The organism is Pseudarthrobacter sp. PvP090, from assembly GCF_040547365.1.
In the GTDB taxonomy this organism is placed as follows: Bacteria; Actinomycetota; Actinomycetes; order Actinomycetales; family Micrococcaceae; genus Arthrobacter.
The window spans coordinates 122896-148022 of the sequence record NZ_JBEPPO010000010.1; the positions used below are offsets into that span (position 1 = coordinate 122896).

Annotated in this window: 27 protein-coding genes; 21 read left to right on the plus strand and 6 right to left on the minus strand. The window is 68.3% G+C overall.

The genetic code is table 11. The features are described from left to right. The first annotated feature begins 30 nt into the window (after positions 1 to 30). The 4 genes from ABIC21_RS13285 (at position 31) to ABIC21_RS13300 (ending at position 4514) form a co-directional block, all read left to right on the plus strand. A complete protein-coding gene (locus tag ABIC21_RS13285) occupies positions 31 to 1431 on the plus strand; it encodes a flavin monoamine oxidase family protein (protein WP_354350861.1) in 1401 nt (466 codons plus the stop codon). Between the two features lie 47 nt (positions 1432 to 1478). Next, positions 1479 to 2390: a universal stress protein gene (locus ABIC21_RS13290; RefSeq protein WP_354350862.1), complete on the plus strand. Its 912-nt coding sequence runs from the start codon at positions 1479 to 1481 to the stop codon at positions 2388 to 2390. Further along, on the plus strand, positions 2387 to 3910 hold the full coding sequence (locus ABIC21_RS13295) for an APC family permease (RefSeq protein WP_354350863.1): 1524 nt from the start codon (positions 2387 to 2389) through the stop codon (positions 3908 to 3910). The genes ABIC21_RS13290 and ABIC21_RS13295 overlap by 4 nt, the downstream gene beginning before the upstream one ends. Positions 3911 to 4031: 121 nt before the next feature. After that, a complete protein-coding gene (locus ABIC21_RS13300; RefSeq protein ID WP_354350864.1) occupies positions 4032 to 4514 on the plus strand; it encodes a pyridoxamine 5'-phosphate oxidase family protein in 483 nt (160 codons plus the stop codon). Here ABIC21_RS13300 and ABIC21_RS13305 read toward each other — a convergent pair. Continuing rightward, on the minus strand, positions 4511 to 4780 hold the full coding sequence (locus ABIC21_RS13305) for an NAD(P)-binding domain-containing protein (RefSeq protein WP_354350865.1): 270 nt from the start codon (positions 4778 to 4780) through the stop codon (positions 4511 to 4513). The two genes, ABIC21_RS13300 and ABIC21_RS13305, sit on opposite strands and share 4 nt — an antisense overlap. 99 nt (positions 4781 to 4879) lie before the next feature. Continuing rightward, positions 4880 to 5482, minus strand: a complete 603-nt coding sequence (locus ABIC21_RS13310) for a hypothetical protein (protein ID WP_354350866.1) — start codon at positions 5480 to 5482, stop codon at positions 4880 to 4882. 157 nt (positions 5483 to 5639) lie between these two features. Here ABIC21_RS13310 and ABIC21_RS13315 point away from each other — a divergent pair, with 157 nt between their 5' ends. Then, entirely contained in the window at positions 5640 to 6023 is a 384-nt protein-coding gene (locus ABIC21_RS13315) for a VOC family protein (RefSeq protein WP_354350867.1), read from the plus strand. Positions 6024 to 6069: 46 nt separating this feature from the next. On the opposite strand, the gene ABIC21_RS13320 is transcribed toward ABIC21_RS13315, so the two are convergent. Continuing rightward, the gene (locus ABIC21_RS13320; RefSeq protein ID WP_354350868.1) at positions 6070 to 6474 is read right to left on the minus strand and encodes a DUF5997 family protein; all 405 of its coding nucleotides are present in this window, start codon (positions 6472 to 6474) and stop codon (positions 6070 to 6072) included. 90 nt (positions 6475 to 6564) lie between these two features. Between ABIC21_RS13320 and ABIC21_RS13325 the strand changes: the two genes are divergently transcribed. Continuing rightward, on the plus strand, positions 6565 to 7317 hold the full coding sequence (locus ABIC21_RS13325; RefSeq protein ID WP_354350869.1) for a LysR family substrate-binding domain-containing protein: 753 nt from the start codon (positions 6565 to 6567) through the stop codon (positions 7315 to 7317). Positions 7318 to 7335: 18 nt separating this feature from the next. On the opposite strand, the gene ABIC21_RS13330 is transcribed toward ABIC21_RS13325, so the two are convergent. Beyond that, the gene (locus tag ABIC21_RS13330; protein ID WP_354350870.1) at positions 7336 to 7671 is read right to left on the minus strand and encodes a hypothetical protein; all 336 of its coding nucleotides are present in this window, start codon (positions 7669 to 7671) and stop codon (positions 7336 to 7338) included. A gap of 215 nt (positions 7672 to 7886) precedes the next feature. Between ABIC21_RS13330 and ABIC21_RS13335 the strand changes: the two genes are divergently transcribed. Genes ABIC21_RS13335 through ABIC21_RS13370 form a run of 8 tightly spaced genes read left to right on the plus strand, consistent with a single transcriptional unit; the run spans position 7887 to position 14034 of the window. Beyond that, on the plus strand, positions 7887 to 8189 hold the full coding sequence (locus ABIC21_RS13335; protein WP_354350871.1) for an urease subunit gamma: 303 nt from the start codon (positions 7887 to 7889) through the stop codon (positions 8187 to 8189). Between the two features lie 10 nt (positions 8190 to 8199). Beyond that, positions 8200 to 8517, plus strand: coding sequence for an urease subunit beta (locus ABIC21_RS13340; protein WP_354350872.1), 318 nt, complete (start codon positions 8200 to 8202; stop codon positions 8515 to 8517). Next, positions 8514 to 10289 carry an urease subunit alpha gene (gene ureC / locus ABIC21_RS13345; RefSeq protein ID WP_354350873.1) on the plus strand — a complete coding sequence of 592 codons (1776 nt, stop codon included), beginning with the start codon at positions 8514 to 8516 and terminating at the stop codon, positions 10287 to 10289. Before ABIC21_RS13340 ends, ureC begins: the two co-directional genes overlap by 4 nt. Before the next feature lie 19 nt (positions 10290 to 10308). Then, positions 10309 to 10791 carry an urease accessory protein UreE gene (gene ureE / locus ABIC21_RS13350; protein ID WP_354350874.1) on the plus strand — a complete coding sequence of 161 codons (483 nt, stop codon included), beginning with the start codon at positions 10309 to 10311 and terminating at the stop codon, positions 10789 to 10791. After that, positions 10772 to 11461: an urease accessory protein UreF gene (locus ABIC21_RS13355; RefSeq protein WP_354350875.1), complete on the plus strand. Its 690-nt coding sequence runs from the start codon at positions 10772 to 10774 to the stop codon at positions 11459 to 11461. The genes ureE and ABIC21_RS13355 overlap by 20 nt, the downstream gene beginning before the upstream one ends. Positions 11462 to 11495: 34 nt before the next feature. Beyond that, positions 11496 to 12113 (plus strand): urease accessory protein UreG, encoded by a 618-nt coding sequence (gene ureG / locus ABIC21_RS13360; protein WP_354350876.1) that lies wholly within the window; start codon positions 11496 to 11498, stop codon positions 12111 to 12113. Between the two features lie 38 nt (positions 12114 to 12151). Continuing rightward, a complete protein-coding gene (locus ABIC21_RS13365; RefSeq protein ID WP_502936000.1) occupies positions 12152 to 12982 on the plus strand; it encodes an urease accessory protein UreD in 831 nt (276 codons plus the stop codon). After that, positions 12982 to 14034 carry a HoxN/HupN/NixA family nickel/cobalt transporter gene (locus ABIC21_RS13370; protein ID WP_354350878.1) on the plus strand — a complete coding sequence of 351 codons (1053 nt, stop codon included), beginning with the start codon at positions 12982 to 12984 and terminating at the stop codon, positions 14032 to 14034. The genes ABIC21_RS13365 and ABIC21_RS13370 overlap by 1 nt, the downstream gene beginning before the upstream one ends. A 345-nt stretch (positions 14035 to 14379) precedes the next feature. On the opposite strand, the gene ABIC21_RS13375 is transcribed toward ABIC21_RS13370, so the two are convergent. Beyond that, positions 14380 to 15123 (minus strand): GntR family transcriptional regulator, encoded by a 744-nt coding sequence (locus tag ABIC21_RS13375; protein WP_354350879.1) that lies wholly within the window; start codon positions 15121 to 15123, stop codon positions 14380 to 14382. Between the two features lie 107 nt (positions 15124 to 15230). Between ABIC21_RS13375 and ABIC21_RS13380 the strand changes: the two genes are divergently transcribed. The 5 genes from ABIC21_RS13380 to ABIC21_RS13400 all read left to right on the plus strand — a co-directional run bounded on the left by ABIC21_RS13380 (position 15231) and on the right by ABIC21_RS13400 (position 22267). Beyond that, positions 15231 to 15989: a LamB/YcsF family protein gene (locus ABIC21_RS13380; RefSeq protein ID WP_354350880.1), complete on the plus strand. Its 759-nt coding sequence runs from the start codon at positions 15231 to 15233 to the stop codon at positions 15987 to 15989. A gap of 99 nt (positions 15990 to 16088) precedes the next feature. Then, the gene (locus ABIC21_RS13385) at positions 16089 to 17426 is read left to right on the plus strand and encodes an MFS transporter (RefSeq protein WP_354350881.1); all 1338 of its coding nucleotides are present in this window, start codon (positions 16089 to 16091) and stop codon (positions 17424 to 17426) included. Positions 17427 to 17471: 45 nt separating this feature from the next. After that, entirely contained in the window at positions 17472 to 19151 is a 1680-nt protein-coding gene (locus ABIC21_RS13390; RefSeq protein ID WP_354350882.1) for a 5-oxoprolinase subunit B/C family protein, read from the plus strand. Continuing rightward, positions 19151 to 20905, plus strand: a complete 1755-nt coding sequence (locus ABIC21_RS13395; RefSeq protein WP_354350883.1) for an acetyl/propionyl/methylcrotonyl-CoA carboxylase subunit alpha — start codon at positions 19151 to 19153, stop codon at positions 20903 to 20905. The genes ABIC21_RS13390 and ABIC21_RS13395 overlap by 1 nt, the downstream gene beginning before the upstream one ends. A gap of 225 nt (positions 20906 to 21130) precedes the next feature. After that, complete coding sequence (locus ABIC21_RS13400) at positions 21131 to 22267, plus strand: acyl-CoA dehydrogenase family protein (RefSeq protein WP_354350884.1); 1137 nt, start codon at positions 21131 to 21133, stop codon at positions 22265 to 22267. A 10-nt stretch (positions 22268 to 22277) separates the two neighbouring features. On the opposite strand, the gene ABIC21_RS13405 is transcribed toward ABIC21_RS13400, so the two are convergent. Continuing rightward, the gene (locus ABIC21_RS13405; RefSeq protein WP_354350885.1) at positions 22278 to 23156 is read right to left on the minus strand and encodes a helix-turn-helix transcriptional regulator; all 879 of its coding nucleotides are present in this window, start codon (positions 23154 to 23156) and stop codon (positions 22278 to 22280) included. Between the two features lie 188 nt (positions 23157 to 23344). Between ABIC21_RS13405 and ABIC21_RS13410 the strand changes: the two genes are divergently transcribed. Further along, entirely contained in the window at positions 23345 to 24388 is a 1044-nt protein-coding gene (locus ABIC21_RS13410) for an NAD(P)-dependent alcohol dehydrogenase (RefSeq protein ID WP_354350886.1), read from the plus strand. 81 nt (positions 24389 to 24469) lie between these two features. Next, complete coding sequence (locus tag ABIC21_RS13415) at positions 24470 to 24850, plus strand: DUF7793 family protein (RefSeq protein ID WP_354350887.1); 381 nt, start codon at positions 24470 to 24472, stop codon at positions 24848 to 24850. Positions 24851 to 25127: the final 277 nt, after the last annotated feature.

A 25127-nucleotide genomic window follows, 5' to 3' on the forward strand; every position in this document is an offset into this window, starting at 1 on the left:
CATCACTTCAGCGGCCACGGAGAGGACATCATGCTGGAACTTGACCGCGACGTCGTCATCGTCGGAGCAGGCCCCGCCGGGCTGACCGCAGCCCGGGAACTGAAGAAGGCCGGCCTGAGCGTGGCCGTCCTGGAGGCGCGCGACCGCGTCGGCGGCCGCACCTGGACCGATACGATCGACGGCGCCATGCTGGAGATCGGCGGCCAGTGGGTTTCCCCGGACCAGACCGAGCTGCTGGCGCTCCTCGACGAGCTCGGCCTGCAGACCTACTCCCGTTACCGCGACGGCAAATCCGTCTACATCGGCTCCGACGGAAAGCGCACCCTGTACACGGGCGAAACCTTCCCGGTCAGCGACACCACCGCGGCCGAGATGGACAAACTCACCGCCCTGCTGGATTCCCTCGCCGCCGAGATCGGCCCCACCGAGCCGTGGGCGCACCCCAAGGCCCGCGAGCTGGACACCATCTCCTTCCACCACTGGCTGCGGGAGAACTCTTCGGACGAGGAAGCCTGCAACAACATCGGGCTCTTCATTGCCGGGGGCATGCTGACCAAGCCCGCCCACGCCTTCTCCGCGCTGCAGGCAGTGCTGATGGCCGCCTCCGCCGGATCCTTCACCCACCTCACCGACGAGGACTTCATCCTGGACAAGCGCGTCATCGGCGGAATGCAGCAGCTCTCCCTGCTGCTCGCCGCTGAACTCGGTGACGACGTCGTGCTGGACAGCCCGGTGCGCACCATCAACTGGGGACCGGCCCCCGACGGAGAAGGCAGCGGCCAGCGGGTGACCGCTGTGTCGGAGCGCGCCACCGTGAATGCGCGCTTCGTCATCATGGCCGTGCCGCCGAACCTCTACTCCCGGGTCTCCTTCAACCCGCCGCTGCCGCGCCGCCAGCACCAGATGCACCAGCACCAGTCACTCGGCCTGGTCATCAAGGTCCACGCCGTCTACAGCACCCCGTTCTGGCGCGAGGACGGCCTCTCCGGAACCTGCTTCGGCGCCGGCGCCCTGGTCCAGGAGGTTTACGACAACACCAACCACGACGACACCCGCGGCACCCTGGTCGGCTTCGTCTCAGATGAGAAGGCCGATGCCATGTTCGAGCTCAGCGCTGAGGACCGCCGCCGCGCCATCCTCGAATCGATGGCCGGATTCCTCGGGGACAAGGCCCTCGAACCGGAGGTCTATTACGAATCGGACTGGGGCTCTGAGGAATGGACCCGCGGCGCCTACGCCTCCAGCTACGACCTCGGCGGACTGCACCGCTACGGCAAGGACCAGCACGCCCCGGTCGGCCCGATCTACTGGTCCTCCTCGGACCTCGCCGCCGAGGGCTACCAGCACGTCGACGGCGCGGTCCGGATGGGACGCCAGACGGCGGCCCGGATCGTCGCCGCGGCAGACCGCACCTCCGTGGCCTCCCATTAGCCCCGGCGCTTCCACCCAACTCCAACAGATCAGAAAGGATCGGCCAGATGCGTTACGTAGTGGGGTATTCAGCCAATGCCAGAGGCCATGATGCCGTCAATCTGGCCGTCTCGCTGGCACGCGGCCGCGGTGCCAGCCTGGATCTCGTCCTGGTGGTGCCGGAAGTCCAGCAGTTCGGCGCCGCCCATGCACCCAAGGCAGGTTTCGAGAACCTCCTGAACGAGCAGGCACGCCAATGGCTCGACGAGGCCCTGGCTCTCGTCCCGGCCGACGTCCCCGCCCAGGCGCACATCCGCACCGGCGACTCGGACGCCCAGGCGCTGATCGAGGCCGCCGAGGAACTCGGGGCGGACGTCCTGGTCATTGGGGCCACCAGCACCGGCCTGTTCAAGCGGTTCACCATCGGTTCGGTGGCCAGCGCACTCCTTCACGCATCCACGGTGCCGGTGGCCCTGGCACCCCACGGCTACTACCGGCAGGAGGCCCTGACCCGGATCAGCTGCGGACTCGGCACCCGGGCCGGAGCCGAAAAACTGCTCGACTTCGCCATCGGCATGGCGGCGAACCGGAAGGTCCCGTTGCGCGTGGTGTCGCTGCTGGCGCTCGACGGCGGCGACCCGGCCGCCGCCGGGGCCGCCCGCGAGTACGCGGAGAAGACCGTCGCGGCAGCCGCGCCGGTCAGCCCGTCGGGCGTCCAGCTGGCAGCCAAGACGGACGTCGTCGTCGCGCAGGGCCGGAGCATCGAGGAGGCCGTGGACGGCCTCGACTGGGAGGACGGGGAGGTCCTGGTCATCGGTTCGAGCCGCCTGGCCCAGGGCCGCTCCATCTTCCTGGGCAGCACGGCCAACCGGATCCTGCGCGCCCTGCCGGTGCCGATGCTCGTGGTGCCCAGCGGCTACGAACTCAAGCACCAGAACCACCCCACGTCGAATGACACGTCCGGAGAGGCAACCCAATGAGCACCGAACACGTGACGGCCAAGGCCTCACACGACACCCACGCGGGACTGAGCGCCAAGGGCCTCAAAGCCGGATCGGTAGGCCTGATCGGCGCCGTCGTCATCGGCGTGTCCTGTATTGCCCCGGCGTACACGCTGACCGCTGCCCTGGGACCCACGGTCGCCGAAGTCGGTGTCCAGCTACCGGCTATCTTCCTGGTGGGCTTCATCCCGATGCTGCTCGTCGCGTTCGGCTACCGGGAACTGAACAACGCCATGCCCGACGCTGGAACCTCCTTCACCTGGGCCTCGCGGGCCTTCGGCCCCTGGATCGGCTGGATGGGCGGCTGGGGACTGATCGCCGCGACGATCATCGTGTTGTCCAACCTGGCCGCCGTGGCCGTGGACTTCTTCTACCTCATGCTGGCCCAGCTGTTCGGCAACCCCGAACTGGCTGATCTGACCCTGAACCTACCGCTGAACATCGCCACCACGCTGGTGTTCATCGCGCTGGCCTGCTGGATCTCGTACCGCGGCATGGAAACTACCAAGGGTGTGCAGTACGTGCTGGTCGCGTTCCAGCTCTTCGTGCTCGGCTGGTTTGCTGTCGCCGCCTTCAGCCATGTCGCCAACGGCACCGCCTTCGATGCCACCGCGATCACCCCCGAGTGGTTCAACCCGTTCGCCGTCGAATCCTTCTCGGCCTTCGCCGCCGGCGTCTCCCTCTCGATCTTCATCTACTGGGGCTGGGACGTCACCCTGACCATGAACGAGGAAACCCGCAACCCGGAGAAGACCCCGGGCCGCGCGGCCACCGTCACCGTGCTTGTCATCGTGATCATCTACATGACCGTCGCACTGGCCACCCTGACGTATGCCGGCGTCGGCCAGGAAGGCCTGGGAGCCGGCAACCCGGAAAACCAGGGCAGCATCTTCGCCGTCCTCGCCGGACCGGTCATGGGGCCGTTCGCCATCCTGATGTCCCTGTCCATCCTGAGCAGCTCGGCCGCGTCCCTGCAGTCGACGTTTGTCTCGCCGGCCAGGACGCTGCTGGCGATGGGCCACTACAAGGCCCTGCCGACCCAGTTCGGCAAGATCAGCCCGACCTTCAAGTCCCCGAGCTACGCCACCATCGCGGCGGCCATCGCCGCGGCGGGGTTCTATGTGATCACCCGGACCACGTCCGAGAACGCGTTGTGGGACACCATCACCGCGCTCGGCATGATGATCTGCTTCTACTACGGCATCACCGCCCTGGCCTGTGTGTGGTTCTTCCGGAGCGAGGCCTTCACCGGGGCACGGGCGTTCTTCTTCAAGTTCCTCGCCCCGCTCCTGGGCGGCGTCATCCTGCTGGTGATGTTCGTCAAGACCGCCTATGACTCCATGGACCCGGCATACGGTTCCGGATCATCCGTCGGCGGCATTGGCCTGGTGTTCGTCCTGGGCATGGGTGTGATCCTGCTGGGCGTGGTGCTCATGCTGGTCATGGCCAAGGTCCGCCCGGAGTTCTTCAAGGGCAAGGTCCTGCCCACGGGATACTAGACCCGCGCCGCACCACCCGGGAAGGTCCTCCGTCCGGCAGCCATTGGAAAGTAAGCACACTTACCAATAGGCTGGCGGGAGGGGGACCTTCCCCCGTTCGGAACCAGAACGAGGTGACAGCATGTCGGACGCAGAAAACATCAGCAAAGTTACGGACATCATCAACGATTCGCGGATCGGGATGTTCACCACCGTCAACGAGGAAGGCGCACTGGTCAGCCGGCCGCTGGCCGTCCAGGACGTGAAGGACGACGGCGACATGTGGTTCTTCACGTCCGCCACCACGTCCCAGGTGGCCCATGTCCGGGCGCACCCGGGCGTCAACGTCTCCTTCGGCAAGGGCACGGAATGGGTGTCGGTGGCCGGCACGGCGGAAGTCGTCACCGACCGCCAGAAGATCCACGAACTCTGGAACCAGATGGTCGAGGCCTGGTTCCCGGACGGCCCGGACACCCCGGAGGTGGTCCTGCTGCACGTTGACTCCGACTCCGCCGAATACTGGACCAGCCCGGGCGGAACCGCCGCGACGGTGCTGCAGTGGGTCAAGTCCAAGGTCCTGCACAGCCGGATGAGCGTGGGCGAAAGCGGCACGGTCGAACTCTAGGCCCCGCTCCGGAACTCCAGGTTCTGCGCCGTTCGCCGCAGGCCGGCGGCCGCCGCGAAGGACGCGATCTCCTCGGCGGCCGAGGACCCCGGCTCGACGGTGAGGGAATCGAAGGTGTCCGCATCGATCGGGTTGCTGATCTCCACCACGTTGGCGGCGTGTTCCGGGGACCTGCTGAGGATCTGGAGCGAACGGCCCGCTGCCACGGCGCGGGTTCCGATCGCCCGTGCCATGTTGCCGCTGCCGATGATGGTGATGTCTGCCATGGGGGCGTCCTTCCGGGGTGGCCGTGCAATGCGGGTCGTATTCTCAGCAGGGCTCAGCGGGCGGTGTGCACAGTGTCAGCGTGGGCCGGATCCACGGGGCTAACTTCTGCGGGTCGGAGCGTCATGCGCGACGCCCGCGGCCCGCTCGGCGTCGGCGAGGGCCTGCTCCAGCCGATCGACAGCCTGGGCATACCCGTCGTCCGTCCCGCCGCGCAGCCGCTCCGCGTCCCTCATCGCCCGGATCAGGGCGGCCGTCTCCGGCTGCCGCGGATCACTCATGGCGGGGTAGTCGATGCTGTGCGCGGGGTCCAGTTCGTAGCGCTGCCATCTGGCCAGGGCGCCGCGGTGCCGGACCGCGGCCGCCTCGTTGCTGGCCGCAATGTCCCGCGAGGCCCGACGGGCTGCCCGCCGGCTGAAGACCCTGGGAGTCCAGAAGTAGGAGGCAACAGCGGCCGCCACGGCGAGAACACCGAGCAGCAGGCCGGCCCACGGTGCCGCCAGGGCGGGAAGGATCACGGCCGGCGCCACGATGGCGAGTCCGGCGAAGACGTCCCAGAACACGGCATCCGGCAGGCCGTCGCTGTCGGCAGCCACATGCTTGCGGACCAGATAGACCGAGGCTCCGGACGCGCCCACGACGACGACGGCCAGGACCAGTAGTTGCCAGAGCGCGAAGGGGGCGGACTCGAACAGGGACGGCATTCCAACACCTCCAGGGATCCGGCCCGGACGGGCACGGTTCCGCTGATTCCATTGGAATCCATTGGAGCCGGGCCGTCAATGGTCCCGGAACTGGGCGGGAGTCCGCCGCGGCGGGTCCGGTTCACAGCGAGGTCCGTCCCGGCGTAGCCTAGGGCCCATGCGACTGAAAATGTGCAGTATCCACGTCAAGGACCCCGCCGCCGCTTTCGAGTTCTACACCGGAATCCTGGGCTTTGAGAGCCTCCTGGCCATGCCGGAGCACAACCTGTACATCGTGAAGGACCCGGCCGGGTCCGGCGGCGGATCAGTGGGGCTCTTGCTGGAGCCCAGCGACAACCCGATCGGGGCCGCCTACATGAACGGATGCCACGACGCCGGGCTGCCCGCGATCGTCATGGGGGTGACCGACGTCCGGGCTGAGTTCAAGCGGCTCACGGCCAAGGGCGTGATCTTCCAGGGCGAACCCTCCGACGGTCCCGGCGGCACCACTGCGGTGTTCGACGACGGGTGCGGGAACTTCGTCCAGCTCCACCAGGACTGAGCCAGGACGGACTCCCGCCGGTCCGGGACGTGCCGTGCAGCAGCCGCTACTCGGCGGCGGTGCGTGCCTTCTTGGCGTCCTTCTTCGCAGCCTCGTCCTTGACCCGCTGGGCCTCGGCGCGGACGGCGGCGTGGGTGGAGCGTTCGGCGACCAGCCATGCCGGGGGAGCCTGCAGCAGCGCGGTGATTTCCGCCGTCGTCAGCGCTTCCTCCACGCCGCCGCGGGCCAGGCCGCTGATGGAGACGTTGAGCTTCTGCGCGACCACCGGGCGGGGGTGCGGGCCGTTGCGGCGCAGTTCGGCGAGCCATTCCGGCGGGTTGGCCTGGAGTTCGGCGAAATCGGCGCGGGTGATGACCGAATCCTGGAACTCCTGGGGTGTTGCGGGCAGGTAGATGCCAAGCTTCTTGGCAACGGTGGCCGGCTTCATGGACTGGGAGTTTGCAGAGGTCATGCTTCAAGGGTATCCGGCCAGCGGCCGGCTGGGCACCGGCATTGAGCACTGACACCCGCCATGCGCCGGGCCGGGCGGTACTGTGAACATGTGTCCGCAGCAGAAGAAACACCCCAGACCCCCGACGAAACCGCCGCCGTTCCGGCCGAAGATGCCGTGCGGGAGCTGCGGTTCGCCTACGTCGCCGGCGTGACGCCCGGCAAGTGGACCCGGCGCTGGGAAGAGCGGATGCCCGACGTTCCGCTGCGCTCCTTTATGTCCGAGGAAGGCGCCCAGATCAGCGTGCTGCGTGACGGTTCCGCGGACCTGAGCTTCGTCCGGCTGCCGGTGGACCGCGAGGGCCTGAGTGTGATCCCCCTTTATGAGGAACAGCCCGTGGTGGTCGCGCCCAAGGGACACGAGATCTCCGTGTTCGAGGAGGTGGCCTTCGCCGACCTGTCCAACGAGACGTTCCTGGACGTCGCCGAACTCGGCGGACCGGAGATGGCCCTGCAGGTGGTGGCCTCCGGCGCCGGCCTGGTGGTCCTGCCGATGTCCGTGGCCCGCCACTTCAACGTCAAAGGCACCGTGGCGCGCCAGCTCACCGGGGCCCCCACGACGGAGATCGCCGTGGCATGGCCCAGCGACAGCACGGACGAGGTAATCGAGGAATTCATCGGGATTGTCCGCGGCCGGACCGCCGCGAGCTCCCGCCAGCCCTCCGCCCAGCAGGAAAAGCCCAAGAAGGAACCGAAGCCGGACCGGCGCGGTCCAGCGGTCAAGAAGCCCAAGGTGGCGCAGCGTTACGCCCCCAACCCGGACAAGGGCCGGGGCAAGGGGTCCCGGAAAAAGGGCAAGCGCTAGGCGGCTGCCCCGGGAGGGTTATTTGGCGCAGGCGTCCTGCAGGGCCTTGACGGAATCGGCCGGAACCTGGTCGCCGGAGTCAGCAATCTGGCGCAGCGGGGTGGTGATCTCGGCAGGAACACCGGAGGTCTCGGCGCCGGCGACCAGACCACCCAGCAGCTCTTTGTCCTGGACACTGACCAGGCCGTCCTCGACGAGGGTGCAGGCCTGCTTCTTCACTTCACTCCCGGCCGCCGTGGCAACCTGGGAGGCGCCGTCGCTGACGGCCTTGTTGGCGGCGTCCTGCACCTGGCCGCAGCCTGTCAGGGCGATCATTAGGGTGGCGGCGGACACGGCGGCAAGGCGGAGTTTCATGCCTCCACCCTAACAAGCGCTCCTGAGCGGAAGCTGGCCGCGGGCCGTCACTGGAGGAACCTTGCCGGCCATCTGACCGGCTGACCGGGACTCCGCTGGCGTCTGCTGCGCCGCAGTTTGTTGCGCCGGAAACCTGCAGGAAACCTTCTCCCTCTACGCTGGCAACACCGCGGCGCCGCCAGGCCCGTGACCGCCGGTGTTGAAGGGATCCCGTCATGCATCTTCTGCCCCGTGAGCAGGAAAAGCTCATGATCGTGGTCGCGGCCGACCTCGCCCGCCGGCGCCAGGCGCGGGGGCTGAAGCTGAACTTCCCGGAGGCGGTGGCCATCATCAGCTACGAGCTGATCGAGGGCGCCCGGGACGGCAGGACCGTGGCGGAGCTGATGAGCTACGGCACCACCGTGCTCCGCCGCGAGGATGTCATGCAGGGCGTGCCGGAGATGATCCACGACGTCCAGATCGAAGCCACGTTCCCGGACGGCACCAAGCTCGTCACCGTCCACGACCCGATCCGATAGGGGCACCGAGATGATTCCCGGAGAATACGTCCTGGGCCACGAGCCCGTGCTGGTCAACGCCGGCCGGGAGGCGGTCGACGTCGTGGTGACCAACACCGGCGACCGGCCCGTGCAGGTGGGCTCGCACTTCCACTTTGCCGAAGCCAACGCCGCCCTGACGTTCAACCGGCGGGCCGCCTACGGCCGGCGTCTGGACATCCCGGCGGGCACGGCGGCCCGTTTCGAGCCGGGGGACAGCAAGACCGTCCGGCTGATCGAACTCGCCGGCCGGCGCGAGGTCTACGGCCTCAGCAACGCGGTCAACGGCGCTCTGGAGGGACGCAGATGAGTTTCGAGTTATCCCGCCGGCAGTATGCGGACCTGTACGGGCCAACGACGGGCGACTCCATCCGCCTCGCCGACACCGAACTTTTCCTGGAGATCGAGAAGGACCTCACCGTGTACGGCGAGGAAGTGGTCTTCGGCGGCGGCAAGGTGATCCGCGACGGCATGGGCCAGAACGGCCAGGTGACGCGCGACGGTGTTGGTTCCGGCGGTGTTGGTTCCGGCGGCGGAGTTCCCGACACCGTCATCACCAACGCTGTCATCCTGGACTACACCGGGATCTACAAGGCCGACGTCGCGCTCCGGGACGGCCACATCTTCCGGATCGGCAAGGCAGGCAACCCGCAGATCGCCGACGGCGTGGACATCGTCATCGGCGCCAGCACCGAAATCATCGCCGGGGAGCGGAAAATCCTGACCGCCGGCGGCGTGGACTCGCACATCCATTTCATCTCCCCGGACCAGGTCCCCGCCGCCCTCTGCAGCGGCGTGACCACCATGATCGGCGGCGGCACCGGTCCCGCCGAGGGCACCAAGGCCACCACCGTCACCCCCGGCAAATGGCACATCCAGCGGATGCTGCAGGCGGCCGAAGGGCTCCCGATCAACATCGGCCTGTTCGGCAAGGGGCACGCCTCCGCCGTCGAACCCCTGGCCGAACAGATCCGCGCCGGCGCGATCGGGCTGAAAGTCCATGAGGACTGGGGCTCCACAACGTCCTCGATCGACACCTCGCTGAAGGTCGCGGACTGCTACGACGTCCAGGTGGCCATCCACACCGACACCCTGAACGAGTGCGGCTTCGTGGAGGACACCATCCGGGCCATCGACGGGCGCGTGATCCACACCTTCCACACCGAGGGCGCCGGCGGCGGGCACGCCCCGGACATCATCAAGATCGCCGGGCTGCCCAACGTCCTGCCGGCCTCCACCAACCCCACGCTGCCGTACACGCGCAACACCATCGAAGAGCACCTGGACATGCTCATGGTCTGCCACCACCTCAACCCGGACATCCCGGAGGACGTGGCGTTCGCGGACTCCCGCATCCGCGCCGAGACCATCGCCGCCGAGGACGTGCTTCAGGACCTGGGGATTTTTGCGATCACCTCCTCGGACTCGCAGGCGATGGGCCGTGTTGGCGAGGTGGTCATCCGCACCTGGCAGGTCGCGGACAAGATGAAGAAGCAACGCGGTGTCCTTCGGGACCCGGACGGCGGCGCGCACGGCGCCGCGTCCGGCCTGGGCGCGGAGAGCGACAACTTCCGCCTGAAACGCTACGTCGCGAAGTACACCATCAACCCGGCCATCGCGCAGGGCATGGCGGATTCCATCGGCTCGGTGGAAGTCGGAAAGTTCGCGGACCTGGTGCTCTGGGACCCGGCGTTCTTCGGGGTCAAGCCGGAACTTGTGCTCAAGGGCGGGCAGATCGCCTACGCGCTTATGGGTGACGCGAACGCCTCCATCCCCACCCCGCAGCCGCGCACCATGCGTCCCATGTTCGCCGCCTACGGCAAGGCCCTGCAGCAGTCCTCCATCACCTTCCTGTCCAAGGCCGCCATCGACGCCGGGGTCCCGGCGGAGCTGGGACTGGAGAAGGTCATCCGGCCCGTGTCCGGCATCCGCAGCCTCACGAAAGCGGACCTGAAGTACAACGGCGCCACCCCGGACATCGAGGTGGACCCGGAAACGTACCAGGTGACGGTCGACGGCGAGGACGTCACCTGCGAACCGTCCGACGTGCTGCCCATGGCGCAGCGCTACTTCCTTTTCTAGGCTTCCAGAGGAGACAGGCATGATCATCGAAAAGGTCCTCGGCAACACGCACGACCTGCCTCCGGGCCCCGACCCGTACGCCGGGCTCCACCGCGAAAAGGTCGTGCTCCCCAGCGCCCAGCTGGTCAAACGCGTCCAGCGCGTCACCACCGACCATGGCAAGGAACTCGGCATCCGCCTCCCCTCCGGTTCCGGGGACCTGCGCGACGGCGACATCCTGCACGTCGCGGAGGCCAACATGATCGTCGTGTCGGTGCTGCCCACCGACGTCCTCGTCATTGCGCCGCGCTCCATCCACGAGATGGGCGTGGTGGCGCATTCCCTCGGCAACCGGCACCTGCAGGCCCAGTTCTTCGACGCATCCTCCGAGTACGGCGCCGCCGTGATGGTCTGCCAGTACGACCACACGGTGGAGGACTACCTCAAACACGTCGGAGCGCCCTATGACCGCCAGGAGCGCGTGATGCCCGTCCCCTTCCGCCATGCCGAACACTCCCACTAGTCCGGCGTCCTACCAGCTGGCCCTGCAGCAGCTGTGTGACTCGGCGCTGCCCACCGGGGCGTTCGCGCACTCGCTGGGCTTTGAGACCTACCTTGACCGCGGGCTGGTGCACGACGAGGAGTCGTTCGGGGTGTGGCTGTCCGTCTTCGTCGGTCAGCAGCTGGGCCACTCGGACGCCCTGGCCATCCGTTTCCTGTACGAGGGCGACCCCCTGCCCGAGCTGGATGCGCTGCTGACGGCCCAGCTGCTGCCCCGGCAGCTGCGCGAGGCCAGCACCAAAATGGGCACCCGGCTCCTGGAGATCGGCGCCGAGATCTTCCCGTCCCCTGAGCTGGCGGAGTACCGGGAATTGGTGGGTTCCGGCCGCGCCGCCGGCCACCAGCCGCTGGCGTTCGCCGTCGTCGCGCGTTCCCTGGGGGTTCCGCTGCCCGAGGCCCTTGCCGCCTACCTGTTCGCCGCGGTCACGTCGCTGACGCAGAACGCCGTCCGTGCGATCCCGCTGGGGCAGAACGCCGGGCAGCGGCTGCTGCGGAGGGCGGCCGACGACGTCGCTGCCGCGGTCGTCCGCGCCGGCAGCCTGGACCGGTCGGACTTTGGCGCGGTCAGCCCCGGCCTGGAAATTTCGCAGATGCGGCACGAGCGCCAGCGCGCCCGCATGTTCATGAGTTAAGTCAGCCCCGAAATAAATATGTCTGGAGAAGAATATGTCTGAGCCCATCAAAATCGGCATCGGCGGCCCGGTGGGCGCCGGCAAGACCCAGCTCGTGGAGCGCCTCACCCGCCACATGAGCCGGGAGATCTCCATGGCGGCGATCACCAATGACATCTACACGATCGAGGATGCCAAGATCCTGGCGGCCAACGGGATCCTTCCGATCGACCGGATCATCGGGGTGGAGACCGGCGGCTGCCCGCACACCGCCATCCGCGAGGACACCTCGATGAACACGGCGGCCATCGAGGAGCTCAAAAATCGGCACCCGGATTTGCAGGTGATTTTTGTGGAGTCCGGCGGGGACAACCTCTCCGCCACCTTCAGCCCCGAACTGGTCGACTTCTCCATCTACATCATCGATGTGGCCCAGGGCGAGAAGATTCCCCGCAAAGCCGGCCAGGGCATGATCAAGTCCGACCTGTTCATCATCAACAAGACCGACCTCGCGCCCCACGTCGGCGCGGATCTCGCCGTGATGGAACGGGATTCGCGCGAATTCCGGGGCGAGAAGCCGTTCTGCTTCACCAACCTCAAGACGGACGAGGGACTGGACCGCGTCATCGAATGGGTGCGGCGCGATGTCCTGATGCTCGACCTGGCGTCATGAGCACGACGGCGGCCGCTCCCGCTGCTGTTGCCGCACCGATGGGGCAGCTTGCCTTGCGCGTCGCCGTGCGGGGAGGACGGTCGGTGGCTGAGCATCAGTTTCATCAGGGCGCCCTGCGGGTTCTGCGGCCGCACTACCTGGATGACTCTGGGCAGGTTTGTTATGTCGTGGTGAATCCGGGCGGGGCGTACCTGGGTGCCGATCTCTACGTCATGGACGTGGAGGTGGCGGACGGGGCGAAGCTGCTGCTCACCACGCAGTCGGCCACGAAGATCTACCGGACGCCGGGTTGCTTTGCGGAGCAGCGGATGCGGCTGCGGCTGGGGGCGGGATCGCAGCTGGAGCTGGCCCCGGACCAGCTGATCGCCTACCGGGAGGCCAGCTACCGGCAGAACACCCACATCACCGTGCACCCGACGTCGAGCCTGGTCATGTCCGAGGTCATCACCCCCGGCTGGTCTCCGGACGGTGCCTCGTTCCGGTACGAGGAACTGCGGCTCCGGACCGAAATCCGGGTCGAATCCAGGGGAAGGAGCGGACTGCTGGCCCTCGACAACCTGCTGATCCGGCCGCCGGCGCACGACGTGACGGGGATGGGATTTATGGAGGGCTTCAGCCACGTCGGATCCCTGATCGCCGTCGACGAGCGCGTCGACCAGGCCCTCGCGGACGACCTGCACGCGCTGGCCGACGGGCAGGAGGCCTACACAGGCGTCTCATTGACTGCCACAGTGGATGGCATCAGCGGTCTGGTGCTCCGCTCCCTGTCGAACAGCACCGAAGAACTCAACCGGCTCCTGGGCGCCTGCAGTGCCCTGCTCCGGCAGCGGTGGCATGGCACGGCGCCGCTGGACCTAAGGAAATACTGATGACCACGTTGGCCGGATATGCCGCTCTCTACCGTCAGCGCGAGCAGCTCCCGCTGCGGACCCGGCTGATTGCCACCTTCGGTGCCGTGGCTGCCCTGCACGCGGCCGCCGTCGTGCTCCTTCTCGGCGGTTTGGTGACGGCCGGTGAGCCGCTGGCGCTGGGCCTCGTGCTGACGGCGTATCTCGCGGGCATCAAGCACAGCTACGACTGGGACCACCTCGCCGCCATTGACAATTCGACCCGCAAGTTCGTGGCGCAGCGCCAGGACCCGGTGAGCGTCGGGTTCGCCTTCAGCCTGGGCCACAGCTCGGTGGTGATCCTGGCCGGCATCCTCGTGGTGGGCGGCGCCTCCATGGTCGGCCAGTTCATGCAGGACGGCACCACCGGCAACCTTGTGCTGGGGCTGATCGGCAGCGGCGTGTCGGGGATCTTCCTGCTGGCCATGGGGCTGTTCAACGGATCCGCCTTCATCCGGGCGGCGGAGGCGTACCGCAGGGTGCAGGGCGGCGGAGCGGTGCGGGCGGAGGATCTTGAGGCGAAGGGATTCGTGGCCCGGCTGCTGGCGAAACCCCTGTCCCGTGTCCGGCGGCCGCGGAACATCTACGTCATCGGCTTCCTGTTCGGGCTGGGCTTCGACACGGCCACCACGATCGGCCTGCTGGTGATGGCGACGGCCGCGTCTCTGGCCGGAGTCTCCCCGCTGGCCCTCCTGGCGCTGCCGCTGGCGTTCGCCGCGGCGATGACGCTGTGCGACACCGCGAACGGGGTCGCCATGATGCGCATGTACAGCTCCGCCATCCACAATCCGCAGCGGAAACTGGGCTTCAATGCCCTGATCACCGGCATCTCCGCGGTGTCTGCCCTGGCCATTTCATTCATCACCCTGGGCGGGTTCGTCAACGCCGCATTCGGGCTCGAGGATCCCGTGACCACCTGGCTGGGGGAGATCGACCTGGGCGAGGCCGGGCTGCTGCTGGTGGCCTGCCTGCTGGCGGTCTGGGCAGCGGCCTCCGTGCGCGGGCGGCCGGCCGCGTCACGCCCGGGGAATTAGCCAGCCGGAAGCTCGGCGAATGCGCATTTCGGTCCTGACGACGCGGAACTTTCTCCACGCGGCGCGGATTTCCTGTCGACACCGGTATTCCGGCGTCGACAGGAAATTAGCGCCGCGCAGGACGGAAGCCGCGTCGAAGGCTTGCCTGCCCCGCGCGCCTAGTCGCCGGGGCGGGCAGTCCCCGGGGACGTCGCCGTCGTCGGGTTTGACGACCACATGTCGGCTCCGGGCGAGCTGCCCCTCACCACGATCGCGGAATACTTGGCGCGCCGGTATTCCGGTAGCGGCAGGAATTTAGCGCCGCGCGGAATGGAAGGCGCGTCGCGAACCTCGCCGTGCGCGCGCTCAGTCCCCGTGGACCGCGCTCTGCTTCTCTTCCGAGCGGTCCAGATAGGCCAGCAGCAGGTTCCCGGCACGGTTCAGCTCGCCGGCTTCGAGTGCCTTGCAGATCTCCTCGTTGTCATCGAGGTAGCTGCCGTAAAAATGCGCATCCACGGTGGCCTTGTGGAAGAACAGCCGCATCTCGGCCAGCACCTGGGCCATGATCGTGTTGAGCCGCCGGCTCCCGGCCAGTGCCACGATCGCGCCGTGGAAATGCTGGTTCGCGCTGCCGAGGGCCTCCTCGTCGTCCGCTGCCGCCGCGGCCCGGCCTTCCTCCACGGCCGCGCGGACCGCAGCCACCCCCTCGGGGCTTCCTCCGCCGCGGATGGCATTCACTTCGATGAACCGGCGCACGGTGTAGACGTCGTGGATGTCGCCCGGCCCCAGGCTCGCAACGAAGACACCCCGGTTCGGATGCCGGACCACCAGCCGCTCGGCCGCGAGTTCGGCGAAGGCTTCGCGGACGGTGTTGCGGGAGACGCCCAGCTCTTCGGAGATGGTCGATTCGGTCAGCCGTGCGCCCGGCAGCAGCAGCCCTTCCGCCAGCTGCAGGCGCAGCTCCGCCGCCACCCGGTCCGCCACGGAGGGGATGGCCACCCGCAACCGGGCCGCAGCCCCCAGGGCCGCGCCGGCCGTGCCGGCCGCCTTTTTCCCGCCGGCGGGGGTCGGGCCGGAAATGCCGCGGAATCCTGCTTCGGAGCTCGTCATACATGAGAATTTACACGATCGTCACATCGTGGAATCGAAGAATTGTTGAACAATCCGTAGATTTGAGGCATCCTAGATAAGGGATACCAATGAGACGAGGATCACAAATGGCAACCATCGACCTGAACAGCGACGTCGGCGAGTCCTACGGGCGCTGGAGCCTGGGAGACGATACGGCGATGTTCCGCTCGGTTTCCAGCGCGAATGTGGCTTGCGGTTTCCATGCCGGCGATCCCAGTGTGATCCGCAGGACATGCAGGGAGGCGGTTGCCGCCGGCGTCGTGATCGGCGCCCACGTCGGCTACCGCGACCTCGCCGGGTTCGGCCGCCGTTTCCTGGACATCGACCCGATCGAACTGGCGGACGACGTCGTCTACCAGATCGGTGCCCTGCAGGCCCTGGCTGCCGCGGAAGGCGGCAAGGTTACCTACGTCAAGCCGCACGGCGGGCTGTACAACGCGATCGTGGCGCACACGGCGCAGGCGAAAGCCGTCGTCGACGCCGTGAAGTCCGTCGACCCGAACCTGCCCATCCTGGGCCTGCCGGGCTCGGAAGTTCTCCGCCTGGCCGAGGCCGCCGGCCTCCGCGCCGTGACCGAGGCTTTCGCAGACCGGGCCTACAACCCGGACGGCACCCTGGTGTCCCGCACGCTGCCCGGCGCCGTCCTCCACGACCACGCGGAGGTCACTGAGCATGTCCTCCGGATGGCCGCCGATTCCGCCGTCCGCACGATTGACGGTTCCATCCTGAAAATCCGCGCAGAGAGCATCTGCGTGCACGGCGACTCCCCGGGAGCCGTCACCATGGCCGCCGCCGTCCGCGCGGCCCTCACCGCCGCCGGCATCAGCACCGCCGCGTTCATCTAACCCGTCTGAACCACCGCTTCACCGGCACCGCATCACCCGGCCGGCGAGGCTTCACCACACCCACCCAGCACAGGCAGCACCCCCACCCTGGAGGAAATCATGACCGCACAACACCAGGCCACCCCGGCCGCCAGCAAGAAGAAGCTGCCGCCCGGCGCGCTCAAGGCCTACGTCGCCAGCCTCACCGGCACGTCGCTGGAGTACTACGACTTCGCGATCTACTCCGTGGCCTCGGCCCTGGTGTTCCCCAAGATCTTCTTCCCCGGCAACGATGAATTCGTCGGCCTGCTGCTCTCCTTCTCCGCGTTCGCGGTGGGCTACCTCGCCCGCCCCATCGGTGGCGTGGTCTTCGGCCGGCTTGGCGACAAGATTGGCCGCAAGTACGTCCTTGTCTTCACCCTGATGCTCATCGGCATCGCGACCGTACTGATCGGTCTCCTGCCGGGGTACGCGGTCATCGGCGTCGCCGCCCCGATCATCCTGGTGCTGCTGCGGCTGGCCCAGGGCATCGGCGTCGGCGGCGAATGGGGCGGTGCCGTCCTTCTCTCCAGCGAGTTCGGCGACGCCAACAAGCGCGGCTTCTGGTCCTCCGCCGCGCAGATCGGCCCGCCGGCCGGCAACCTGATGGCCAACGGTGTCCTGGCGATCCTCGCCGCGACCCTCAGCAACGAAGCCTTCCTCTCCTGGGGCTGGCGCGTCGCCTTCCTCGCCTCCGCCCTCCTGGTGGTCTTCGGCCTGGTCATCCGGCTTAAGCTCGAGGAAACCCCCGTCTTCAAGGCCATCCAGGCCCACGGCGAACAACCCAAGGCCCCCATCAAAGAGGTCTTCACCAAGGAACCCCGCGCCCTCGTGGCCGCAGCCCTCTCCCGCGTCTGCCCCGACGTGCTCTACGCACTCTTCACCGTCTTCGTTGCCGTCTACGCCACCAAGGAACTGGGCATGACCACCGGCAATGTCCTCGGCGCCATCCTGATCGGCTCCGCCTTCCAGCTGGGCCTCATTCCTTTCGCCGGTGCCCTCACGGACCGCTTCAACCGCCGCCTCGTCTACGGCATCGCCGCCGTCGGCACCGCCCTCTACATCCCGCTGTTCTTCTGGATGATCCAGGGCAAGTCCGTCGCCATGCTTACCGTGGGCGTCGTGATCGGCCTAGCCTTCCACGCCTTCATGTACGGCCCGCAGGCCGCCTACATCACCGAGCAGTTCCCGATCCGGCTGCGCTACGCCGGCAGCTCGCTGGCCTACACCCTGGCCGGCGTGATTGGCGGCGCCGTTGCACCGCTGGTCTTCACCGCCCTCTACGCCGCCACGGGCAACTGGTACCTGATCGCCGGCTACCTCGCGGTCGCCTCCGTCGTGACCGTCGTCGGACTGGCCCTGGGCCGGAACCCGCAGACCAAGGAAGAAGAGCGGCTCCTGCAGGAAGCCCACGCCTAAGCGGCGCGGATCCAGACCACGGCACCGGCAACGATAAGGCAGCTCATGATTGAGACAGCAGGGCAAACCCTGGAAGTACAGAAGGCTGTGGTTCACAAAGTGAGCTCCGTGCGGGCGGTGGGAACCCGCGCGGTGCTGGCCGAAGTCCCCGGGACACAGGACGTGCTGGCACTGCAGGCCCTGCTCCTTGAGAACCCGCTGCCGGGCCAGCTGGACGTCCTTGCCGCGGCCGAGACGGTGCTGGTCACCGCGGATTCGCCGGTGGCCGCCCGGCGGATCGCCGCACGGCTGCTCCAGCTCGACCTCACCGCCCCCATGCATCGGGACGGCGAGCTGGTGGTCATCGACACCGTGTACGACGGCGAGGACCTCGCCGAGGTGGGGGAGCTGACCGGCCTCGGAACCGACGGCGTCATCGCCGCCCACACCGGCCAGACCTGGACCGTGGCCTTCGCCGGCTTCGCCCCCGGCTTCGGCTACATGGTGGGGGAGAACCAGCTGCTCGAGGTGCCGCGGCGCAGCTCGCCGCGCACCGCCGTGCCCGCCGGTTCCGTGGCGCTGGCCGGGAACTACTCGGCCGTATACCCGCGCCGCTCGCCCGGCGGCTGGCAGCTGATCGGCCGCACCGGCGCCGCCATGTGGGATCTGGACCGGGAACAGCCCGCCCTGGCCGCCCCCGGCCACCAGGTGCAGTTCCGCGCGGTCCGCGACGTCGTCACACTTGCGCCGGAGCACCCTGCCCAGGGTACCGCCCCCGAGGTGGCGTCCGGGCTGCGGATCGTTTCGCCGGGCCTTCAGAGCCTGATCCAGGACCTCGGCCGCCACGGCCACTCCGGACTGGGCGTCTCCGCGGCCGGCGCGCTGGACCGCGCCTCGCTGCGCCGCGCCAACCGCCTGGTCGGGAACGCGCAGTCGGCCGCCGCGGTGGAAACCGTCGCCGGCGGGCTCACGGTGCAGGCCGTCGGGGACCAGGTCCTCGCCGTCACCGGGGCGCCCTCCGACCTGACCATCGAGTCGCCCTACGACTCCGATGACGTCGACTTTGACGACGCCGGGTCGGGGCCGTCCTGGCGGGCCGTCCCGATGGCCACCCCGTTCGCCCTGCTCGACGGCGAAACCCTGGCCATCGGCGCCCCGGAGAGCGGCTTCCGCAGCTACCTTGCCGTCCGGGGCGGCGTGGACGCCGCTCCGGTGCTCGGCAGCCGTTCCACCGACACCATGTCCGGCATCGGCCCGGCACCGCTGGCCGCCGGCCAGCTCGTCGCCGCCGGCGGGGAGGCCGAATCCGGCGTCGTCGGGCACCCCGAACTGCAGCCCGAGTTCCCGGGAACCGGCGTCACCGTGCTCGACGTCGTCCCCGGCCCCCGCGCCGACTGGTTCGATACCGGGGCGCTGACGTCCTTCTGCGGCCAGGACTGGGAAGTGAAGCCGCAGTCCAACCGGGTGGGCATGCGCCTGCAGGGAACCCCGCTGCAGCGCACCCGCCAGGGCGAACTCGCCAGCGAGGGCACCGTCGCCGGCGCCCTGCAGGTCCCGCCCGAAGGGCTGCCCGTCCTCTTCCTGGCCGACCACCCGATCACCGGCGGCTACCCGGTGATCGCCGTCGTAGTCGACTCCCAGCTGGACCGCGCCGCCCAGGTCCCGATCGGCGGCAAGATCCGCTTCCGCTGGGTCGAATCCACCCTCACCGAGAACGCCACCCCCGAACAAGAAGCGAGTAACTGATGCGCAAGGTCCTGATCGCCAACCGCGGTGAAATCGCCGTCCGGATCGCCCGGGCCTGCGACGACGCCCAGCTGGCCTCCGTCGCCGTCTACGCGGACATCGACGCCGACGCCCTGCACGTCTCCGCCGCGGACGAGGCCTACGCCCTGGGCGGCAACTCGCCCGCGGACACCTACCTCAACATCCCCAAGCTGCTCGCCGCCGCGGCCGAGTCCGGCGCCGACGCCCTCCACCCCGGCTACGGCTTCCTGTCCGAGAACGCCGAATTCGCCCAGGCCGTCCTGGACGCCGGCCTCACCTGGATCGGGCCCACCCCGGACGCCATCCGGCTGCTCGGCAACAAGATCACCGCACGGGAGACTGCCGTCCGGGCCGGCGCCCCGCTGGTCGCCGGCAGCGACGGCCCGGTGGAATCCGCTGCCGAGGCCCGCGCCTTCGCCGAACTGCACGGCCTGCCGATCGCCATCAAGGCGGCGTTCGGCGGCGGCGGCCGTGGCATGAAGGTGGTCCGCGCCCTCGACGAGGTCGAGGAAGCCTTCGACTCCGCCGTCCGGGAGGCCGTCGTAGCCTTCGGCCGCGGCGAATGCTTCGTGGAGCGCTACCTCGACCGGCCGCGCCACGTCGAGGCACAGGTCCTCGCGGACGCGCACGGCAACGTCGTCGTCGTCGGAACCCGCGACTGCTCGCTCCAGCGCCGGCACCAGAAGCTCGTGGAGGAGGCGCCCGCGCCGTTCCTCAGCGACGACCAGACCCGCCAGATCTACGATGCCGCCAAGGCCGTCTGCCGCGAGGCCGGGTACTCCGGCGCCGGCACGGTGGAGTTCCTGGTCGCCGCCGACGGCACCGTGGCCTTCCTCGAGGTCAACACCCGCCTGCAGGTGGAGCACCCCATCACCGAGGAAACCACCGGGATCGACCTCGTGCAGGAGCAGTTCCGGATCGCCGCCGGGGAGCCGCTGCGCATCACGGCGGACCCGGCACCGCGCGGCCACGCCTTCGAATTCCGGCTCAACGCCGAGGACGTGGGCCGCGGCTTCCTGCCCTCGCCCGGCACCGTTGACGAGTTCCACGGCCCCACCGGCCCCGGCATCCGGCTCGACACCGGGGTCCGCCCCGGCTCCTTCGTCCCGCCGCAGTTCGACTCGCTCCTGGCGAAACTCATCGTCACCGGCGCCGACCGGCAGCAGGCGCTGCGCCGTGCCCGCCGCGCCCTCGCCGAAATCAGCATCACCGGCGTGGCCACTGTGCTGCCGTTCCACCGCGCCGTGGTCGAGTCCCCGGCCTTCACCTCCGAAACCGGCCTCGGCATCCACACCCGCTGGATCGAAACCGACTTCGCGGACACCATCGCCGCCGACCCGGGCTACAGCACCACCGCGCCCGACGGCGAACGCCGCACCATCACCGTCGAGGTGGACGGCCGCAGGATGGCGGTCGGGCTGCCGGCTGACCTGCTGGACGGCTGGGCCCGCTCGGGCGGACCGCTGCCGGCCGGGGTGTTCGTGGACGGGGCGTCCGACGGCGGGGCTGCCGCCGCCGACCCCGGGGAGCTGCGCGCCGGCATGGCCGGAACCGTGGTGAAGTGGCTCGTCGCACCGGGCGCCGAGGTCGCGGCGGGGGATCCCGTCGTCGTGCTGGAAGCGATGAAAATGGAAACCCAGATCGCCGCCCACCGCGGCGGGACGGTGACAGGCCTCCGCGCGGAGGCCGGCGGCGTCGTGACTGCTGGAGCGGTGCTGGCCCTGATCGGCTAGCCGCTGGCCTGGGCGATCCACTTCCCGGGCGCTCAGGCCGCGTCAGCAGCGGTCACGGTCGCGCCTGGTTCCTGCCGCCTGCCGCTCGGCGGCAAGTCGGCAAGTAACGGCGGGATCCGGGCCGTCGGGTCCGAGGGGTCGTGGAGAATACATAGTAGGAAGTCCTAGTAATTATTGGCCCGGCGTACTACATTGAGTCAAAATCTACGCTTCGGAGGACTGGGTATGTTTGAACTCAACGAGGACCAGCAGTCGCTGGTTGCGATGGTGCGGGACTTCGCCAACGAGGCCCTGGCCCCCCACGCCGCGAAATGGGACGAGACCAAACACTTTCCAGTGGACGTGCTGCGGGAAGCCGGCGCCCTGGGTATGGGCGGCATATATGTGCAGGAGGAGTTCGGCGGCTCCGGGCTCACACGCAGCGATGCGGTGCTGATCTTCGAGGAACTGGCCAAGGCCGATCCGACGATTGCCGCCTACATCTCCATCCACAACATGGTGGTCTGGATGATCGACTCGTTCGGCAACGATGAGCAGCGCGCCCAGTGGGTACCGCAGCTTGCCTCCATGGAAGCGCTGGGCAGCTACTGCCTTACCGAGCCCGGCGCCGGCTCCGACGCTGCCGCGCTGAGCACCAGGGCAGCGCGCGACGGCGGCGAGTACGTGCTGAACGGCGTCAAGCAGTTTATCTCCGGGGCCGGGTCATCGAGCTACTACATCGTGATGGCCCGCACAGCCGACACCGGAAACCGCGGCATCACCGCCATCGTTGTCCCGGCGGACACTCCCGGCCTGTCGTTCGGTCCGAACGAGAAGAAGATGGGGTGGAACGCCCAGCCGACCCGCCAGGTTATTTTCGACGATGTCCGGGTTCCGGTTGCCAACCGCCTCGGTGAGGAAGGCAGTGGTTTTGGGATCGCAATGAAGGGGCTTAACGGAGGCCGCATCAACATGGGCGCCTGCTCCCTGGGCGGCGGCCAGACTGCCCTGGACAAGTCGGTGGCCTACCTCAAGGAACGCGAAGCGTTCGGCGGACCGCTCATCAACCAGCAAGCACTGCTGTTCCAGCTGGCCGACATGGAAACTGAGCTAGTGACCGCCCGGACGCTGCTCTGGCGGGCGGCGGACGCGCTGGACCGCGGCGCGCCCGACGCCGTCAAGCTCTGCGCCATGGCCAAACGGGTCGCCACGGATGCCGGGTTCAACGTCGCCAACAGCGCCATCCAGCTACACGGGGGCTACGGCTACCTTTCCGAGTACGGACTTGAGAAGATCGCCCGAGACCTGCGGGTCCACCAGATCCTCGAAGGCAGCAACGAAATCATGCGCCTGATCATCGGCCGCATCGTGGCTGGCACCTAGCGAGGCCCCGTTAGCCTTGCGTCAGCGGCTGGTGAGCCGCCTGCTGCGTAGCGGCCCAGCTCGCCAGCAGCCGCAGCGCGTCCTCGGTGGTTGAGCCGGGCTCGGCCGTGTAGACGAGCAGCGACAGCCCGGCGTCGGCCGAAAGATCCAGGGCCTCGTACATGAGATGCAGGTCCCCCACCACGGGGTGCCGAAAGTGCTTGCGGCCGGTGTAGTGCAGGCGCACGTTGTGGGCCGCCCACCGGGTCCGGAACTCCTCGCTGCGGGTGGACAGTTCCCCCACCAGGTCCGTGAGGCCGCGGTCGTAGGGGTCGCGGCCGGCCTCGGTACGCAGGATCGCCACCGTGTCATTCGCGGCGCGGTCCCAGTCCGGGTAGAACCCGCGGGAACGGTCGTCCAGGAAGAGGAACCGTGCAAAGTTGGCCGGCCGGGCGGGGCCGCCGTACATGTCGGAGTACATAGCGCGGCCGAGCTGGTTGGTCGCGAGGATGTCAAGGCGCCCGTTGCGCACGAACGCCGGGGCGTTGGTGATCGCGTCGAGCATAAGCTGTACGCTCGCGCGGACCGGCTGCGCGGCGGGGCGGCGGCGCTGCGGCTTGCGGGTGGTGCTGGCCGCCCGGGCCAGGTCGAACAGATGCGCCCGCTCCGCCTCGTCCAGCTGCAGCGCCTGTGCGAGGGCTTCCAGGACTCCCTCGGACACTCCGGAAAGGTTTCCGCGTTCCAGCCGGGTGTAATACTCGACACTGACCCCGGCCAGCATGGCGACCTCACCGCGCCGCAGTCCGGGGACGCGGCGGTTGCCGCCGTAGACCGGCAGACCCGCCTGCTCCGGGGTGATTTTCGCCCGCCGCGTGGCAAGGAAGTCCCGGGTGTCGCTCTGATTGTCCATGCCTTTAACGTTAGAGGGTGCGGCGCCGGGAGGGAGTCCCTGCCAGTACCCCTCACAGCAGGACCTCCCTCCCGACAGCACGGTGGTGTTTGATGGAAAGTGCCCCCGATGACGTCCGGGCCGAAAAGCCGCACCTGACCCGTGCCGGACGCCGGGGACCCCCCAAACCATCCACCAGCAGGAGAGCCATGCTTACCGTTAACGCTTACGCCGCCACTTCCGCGACGGAACCGCTCGTTGCCACCACCATCGAGCGCCGGGACGTCGGCCCGCACGACGTCCTGATCGACATCAAGTTCGCCGGCATCTGCCACTCCGACATCCACACCGTCCGCGGCGACTGGGGCCCCCAGCAGTACCCGCTGGCCCCGGGCCACGAAATCGCCGGCATCGTCACCGAGGTCGGCGCGGCCGTCACCAAGCACGCCGTCGGCGACCGGGTCGGCGTCGGCTGCATGGTCAACTCCTGCCGCGAATGCGTCAACTGCCAGAAGGGCGAGGAACAGTACTGCCTCGCCGGGAACACGGGCACGTACGGCGCCGTCGACCGCGACGGCAGCATCACCCAGGGCGGCTACTCCACCCATGTGGTGGTGACCGAGGACTTCGTCGTCCGGATCCCGGAGGGCATCGAGCTCGACGTCGCCGCGCCGCTGCTCTGTGCCGGCATCACCACCTACTCGCCGCTGCGCCACTGGGGCGCAGGACCCGGCAAGAAGGTCGCCGTCGTCGGGCTCGGCGGGCTGGGACACATGGCCGTCAAGATCGCGCACGCCATGGGCGCCGAGGTCTCCGTCCTTTCGCAGTCGCTGAAGAAGCAGGAGGACGGATTGAAGCTGGGCGCGGACCACTACTACGCCACCAGCGACGAAAACACCTTCACGGACCTGGCCGGCTCCTTCGACCTGATCATCAACACCGTCAGCGCCTCGATCGACATCAGCTCCTACCTGCAGCTGCTGACCCTCGACGGCGCCCTGGTGAACGTGGGGGCCCCGGCGGAACCGCTGCCGGTGAACGCGTTCGCTCTGATCATGGGACGCCGGTCCTTCGCCGGATCCATGATCGGCGGCATCCGGGAGACCCAGGAAATGCTTGACTTCTGTGCCGAGCACCAGCTTGGCGCCGAGATCGAGGTCATCCCGGCCGAAAAGATCAACGACGCCTACGAGCGCGTGCTCGCCTCCGACGTGCGGTACCGCTTCGTGATTGACACCTCCACGCTGGGCTAGTCCCGGGCCCTCTGCGGGGATACGCGCTGGCACGGGCCGTGCTGCAGAGCATCGTCCCAGCTCAGGCCTACAATGAACCCGATGATCCCGGAATTAGCTGTCGCCGCCGAAGGGAAGAATTCTCTGAGCGTCCGCGCGGGGATCATCGAATCCGTCTGGCGCCCCGGTTCGTTCGTTGACGTCGACGACGCCAAGGACGCCATGCTGGCCGTCGAGCGAATCAGTGGAGGCACGCCGATGCCCATGCTCTCCGAAATGACCGACGTTGAGATCAGCGCCGCGGCCCGGTACGAGTTCGCGCAGACCACGGGAGTGCTGGCCATCGCAGTCCTTGGATCCAGCGCGGTGGACCGCGTGGTCGCCGCCGCCATGAGCCGGCACACACTCTACCCGCACGCGTTCTTTACCTCCCGGAACGCAGCCATGACCTGGCTTGCGGACGTCGTCAGGGGCCGGGCATAAGCCCGCCGATCCGGCGGGACCTGCGATTCGGATTTATCCAATCGTTAGCATATTGTGGTAGAAGTGCATAAAATTGCACCAGAACTGCGCCTGCGTTTCGCCAACTTGCCGCGATGGACGGTTTGCAGGTAAAACCAGATCGGGTCTGCCTTCGCGGGCGCCGGCGAGCAGAATCCGATGCGCACCACCGGCGCGGGATCGGGCAAGACCAGACGGGGTTGTCTTTTGCCCTGGCAGGCACACACAGGACACATTAGCGGAATGGGGAGCCGTGGCA

What these genes read in the sequence shown, in the direction of transcription:
- ABIC21_RS13385 (WP_354350881.1), top strand. Translation starts at nt 16,089, where the DNA reads ATGACCGCACAACACCAGGCCACCCCGGCCGCCAGCAAGAAGAAGCTG.
- ABIC21_RS13335 (WP_354350871.1), top strand. Translation starts at nt 7,887, where the DNA reads ATGCATCTTCTGCCCCGTGAGCAGGAAAAGCTCATGATCGTGGTCGCG.
- ABIC21_RS13390 (WP_354350882.1), top strand. Translation starts at nt 17,472, where the DNA reads ATGATTGAGACAGCAGGGCAAACCCTGGAAGTACAGAAGGCTGTGGTT.
- ABIC21_RS13405 (WP_354350885.1), bottom strand. Translation starts at nt 23,156, where the DNA reads ATGGACAATCAGAGCGACACCCGGGACTTCCTTGCCACGCGGCGGGCG.
- ABIC21_RS13295 (WP_354350863.1), top strand. Translation starts at nt 2,387, where the DNA reads ATGAGCACCGAACACGTGACGGCCAAGGCCTCACACGACACCCACGCG.
- ABIC21_RS13305 (WP_354350865.1), bottom strand. Translation starts at nt 4,780, where the DNA reads ATGGCAGACATCACCATCATCGGCAGCGGCAACATGGCACGGGCGATC.
- ABIC21_RS13290 (WP_354350862.1), top strand. Translation starts at nt 1,479, where the DNA reads ATGCGTTACGTAGTGGGGTATTCAGCCAATGCCAGAGGCCATGATGCC.
- ABIC21_RS13370 (WP_354350878.1), top strand. Translation starts at nt 12,982, where the DNA reads ATGACCACGTTGGCCGGATATGCCGCTCTCTACCGTCAGCGCGAGCAG.
- ABIC21_RS13375 (WP_354350879.1), bottom strand. Translation starts at nt 15,123, where the DNA reads ATGACGAGCTCCGAAGCAGGATTCCGCGGCATTTCCGGCCCGACCCCC.
- ureC (WP_354350873.1), top strand. Translation starts at nt 8,514, where the DNA reads ATGAGTTTCGAGTTATCCCGCCGGCAGTATGCGGACCTGTACGGGCCA.
- ABIC21_RS13300 (WP_354350864.1), top strand. Translation starts at nt 4,032, where the DNA reads ATGTCGGACGCAGAAAACATCAGCAAAGTTACGGACATCATCAACGAT.
- ABIC21_RS13400 (WP_354350884.1), top strand. Translation starts at nt 21,131, where the DNA reads ATGTTTGAACTCAACGAGGACCAGCAGTCGCTGGTTGCGATGGTGCGG.
- ABIC21_RS13320 (WP_354350868.1), bottom strand. Translation starts at nt 6,474, where the DNA reads ATGACCTCTGCAAACTCCCAGTCCATGAAGCCGGCCACCGTTGCCAAG.
- ureE (WP_354350874.1), top strand. Translation starts at nt 10,309, where the DNA reads ATGATCATCGAAAAGGTCCTCGGCAACACGCACGACCTGCCTCCGGGC.
- ABIC21_RS13410 (WP_354350886.1), top strand. Translation starts at nt 23,345, where the DNA reads ATGCTTACCGTTAACGCTTACGCCGCCACTTCCGCGACGGAACCGCTC.
- ABIC21_RS13310 (WP_354350866.1), bottom strand. Translation starts at nt 5,482, where the DNA reads ATGCCGTCCCTGTTCGAGTCCGCCCCCTTCGCGCTCTGGCAACTACTG.
- ABIC21_RS13355 (WP_354350875.1), top strand. Translation starts at nt 10,772, where the DNA reads ATGCCGAACACTCCCACTAGTCCGGCGTCCTACCAGCTGGCCCTGCAG.
- ABIC21_RS13415 (WP_354350887.1), top strand. Translation starts at nt 24,470, where the DNA reads ATGATCCCGGAATTAGCTGTCGCCGCCGAAGGGAAGAATTCTCTGAGC.
- ABIC21_RS13330 (WP_354350870.1), bottom strand. Translation starts at nt 7,671, where the DNA reads ATGAAACTCCGCCTTGCCGCCGTGTCCGCCGCCACCCTAATGATCGCC.
- ABIC21_RS13365 (WP_502936000.1), top strand. Translation starts at nt 12,152, where the DNA reads ATGGGGCAGCTTGCCTTGCGCGTCGCCGTGCGGGGAGGACGGTCGGTG.
- ABIC21_RS13380 (WP_354350880.1), top strand. Translation starts at nt 15,231, where the DNA reads ATGGCAACCATCGACCTGAACAGCGACGTCGGCGAGTCCTACGGGCGC.
- ABIC21_RS13285 (WP_354350861.1), top strand. Translation starts at nt 31, where the DNA reads ATGCTGGAACTTGACCGCGACGTCGTCATCGTCGGAGCAGGCCCCGCC.
- ABIC21_RS13395 (WP_354350883.1), top strand. Translation starts at nt 19,151, where the DNA reads ATGCGCAAGGTCCTGATCGCCAACCGCGGTGAAATCGCCGTCCGGATC.
- ureG (WP_354350876.1), top strand. Translation starts at nt 11,496, where the DNA reads ATGTCTGAGCCCATCAAAATCGGCATCGGCGGCCCGGTGGGCGCCGGC.
- ABIC21_RS13315 (WP_354350867.1), top strand. Translation starts at nt 5,640, where the DNA reads ATGCGACTGAAAATGTGCAGTATCCACGTCAAGGACCCCGCCGCCGCT.
- ABIC21_RS13340 (WP_354350872.1), top strand. Translation starts at nt 8,200, where the DNA reads ATGATTCCCGGAGAATACGTCCTGGGCCACGAGCCCGTGCTGGTCAAC.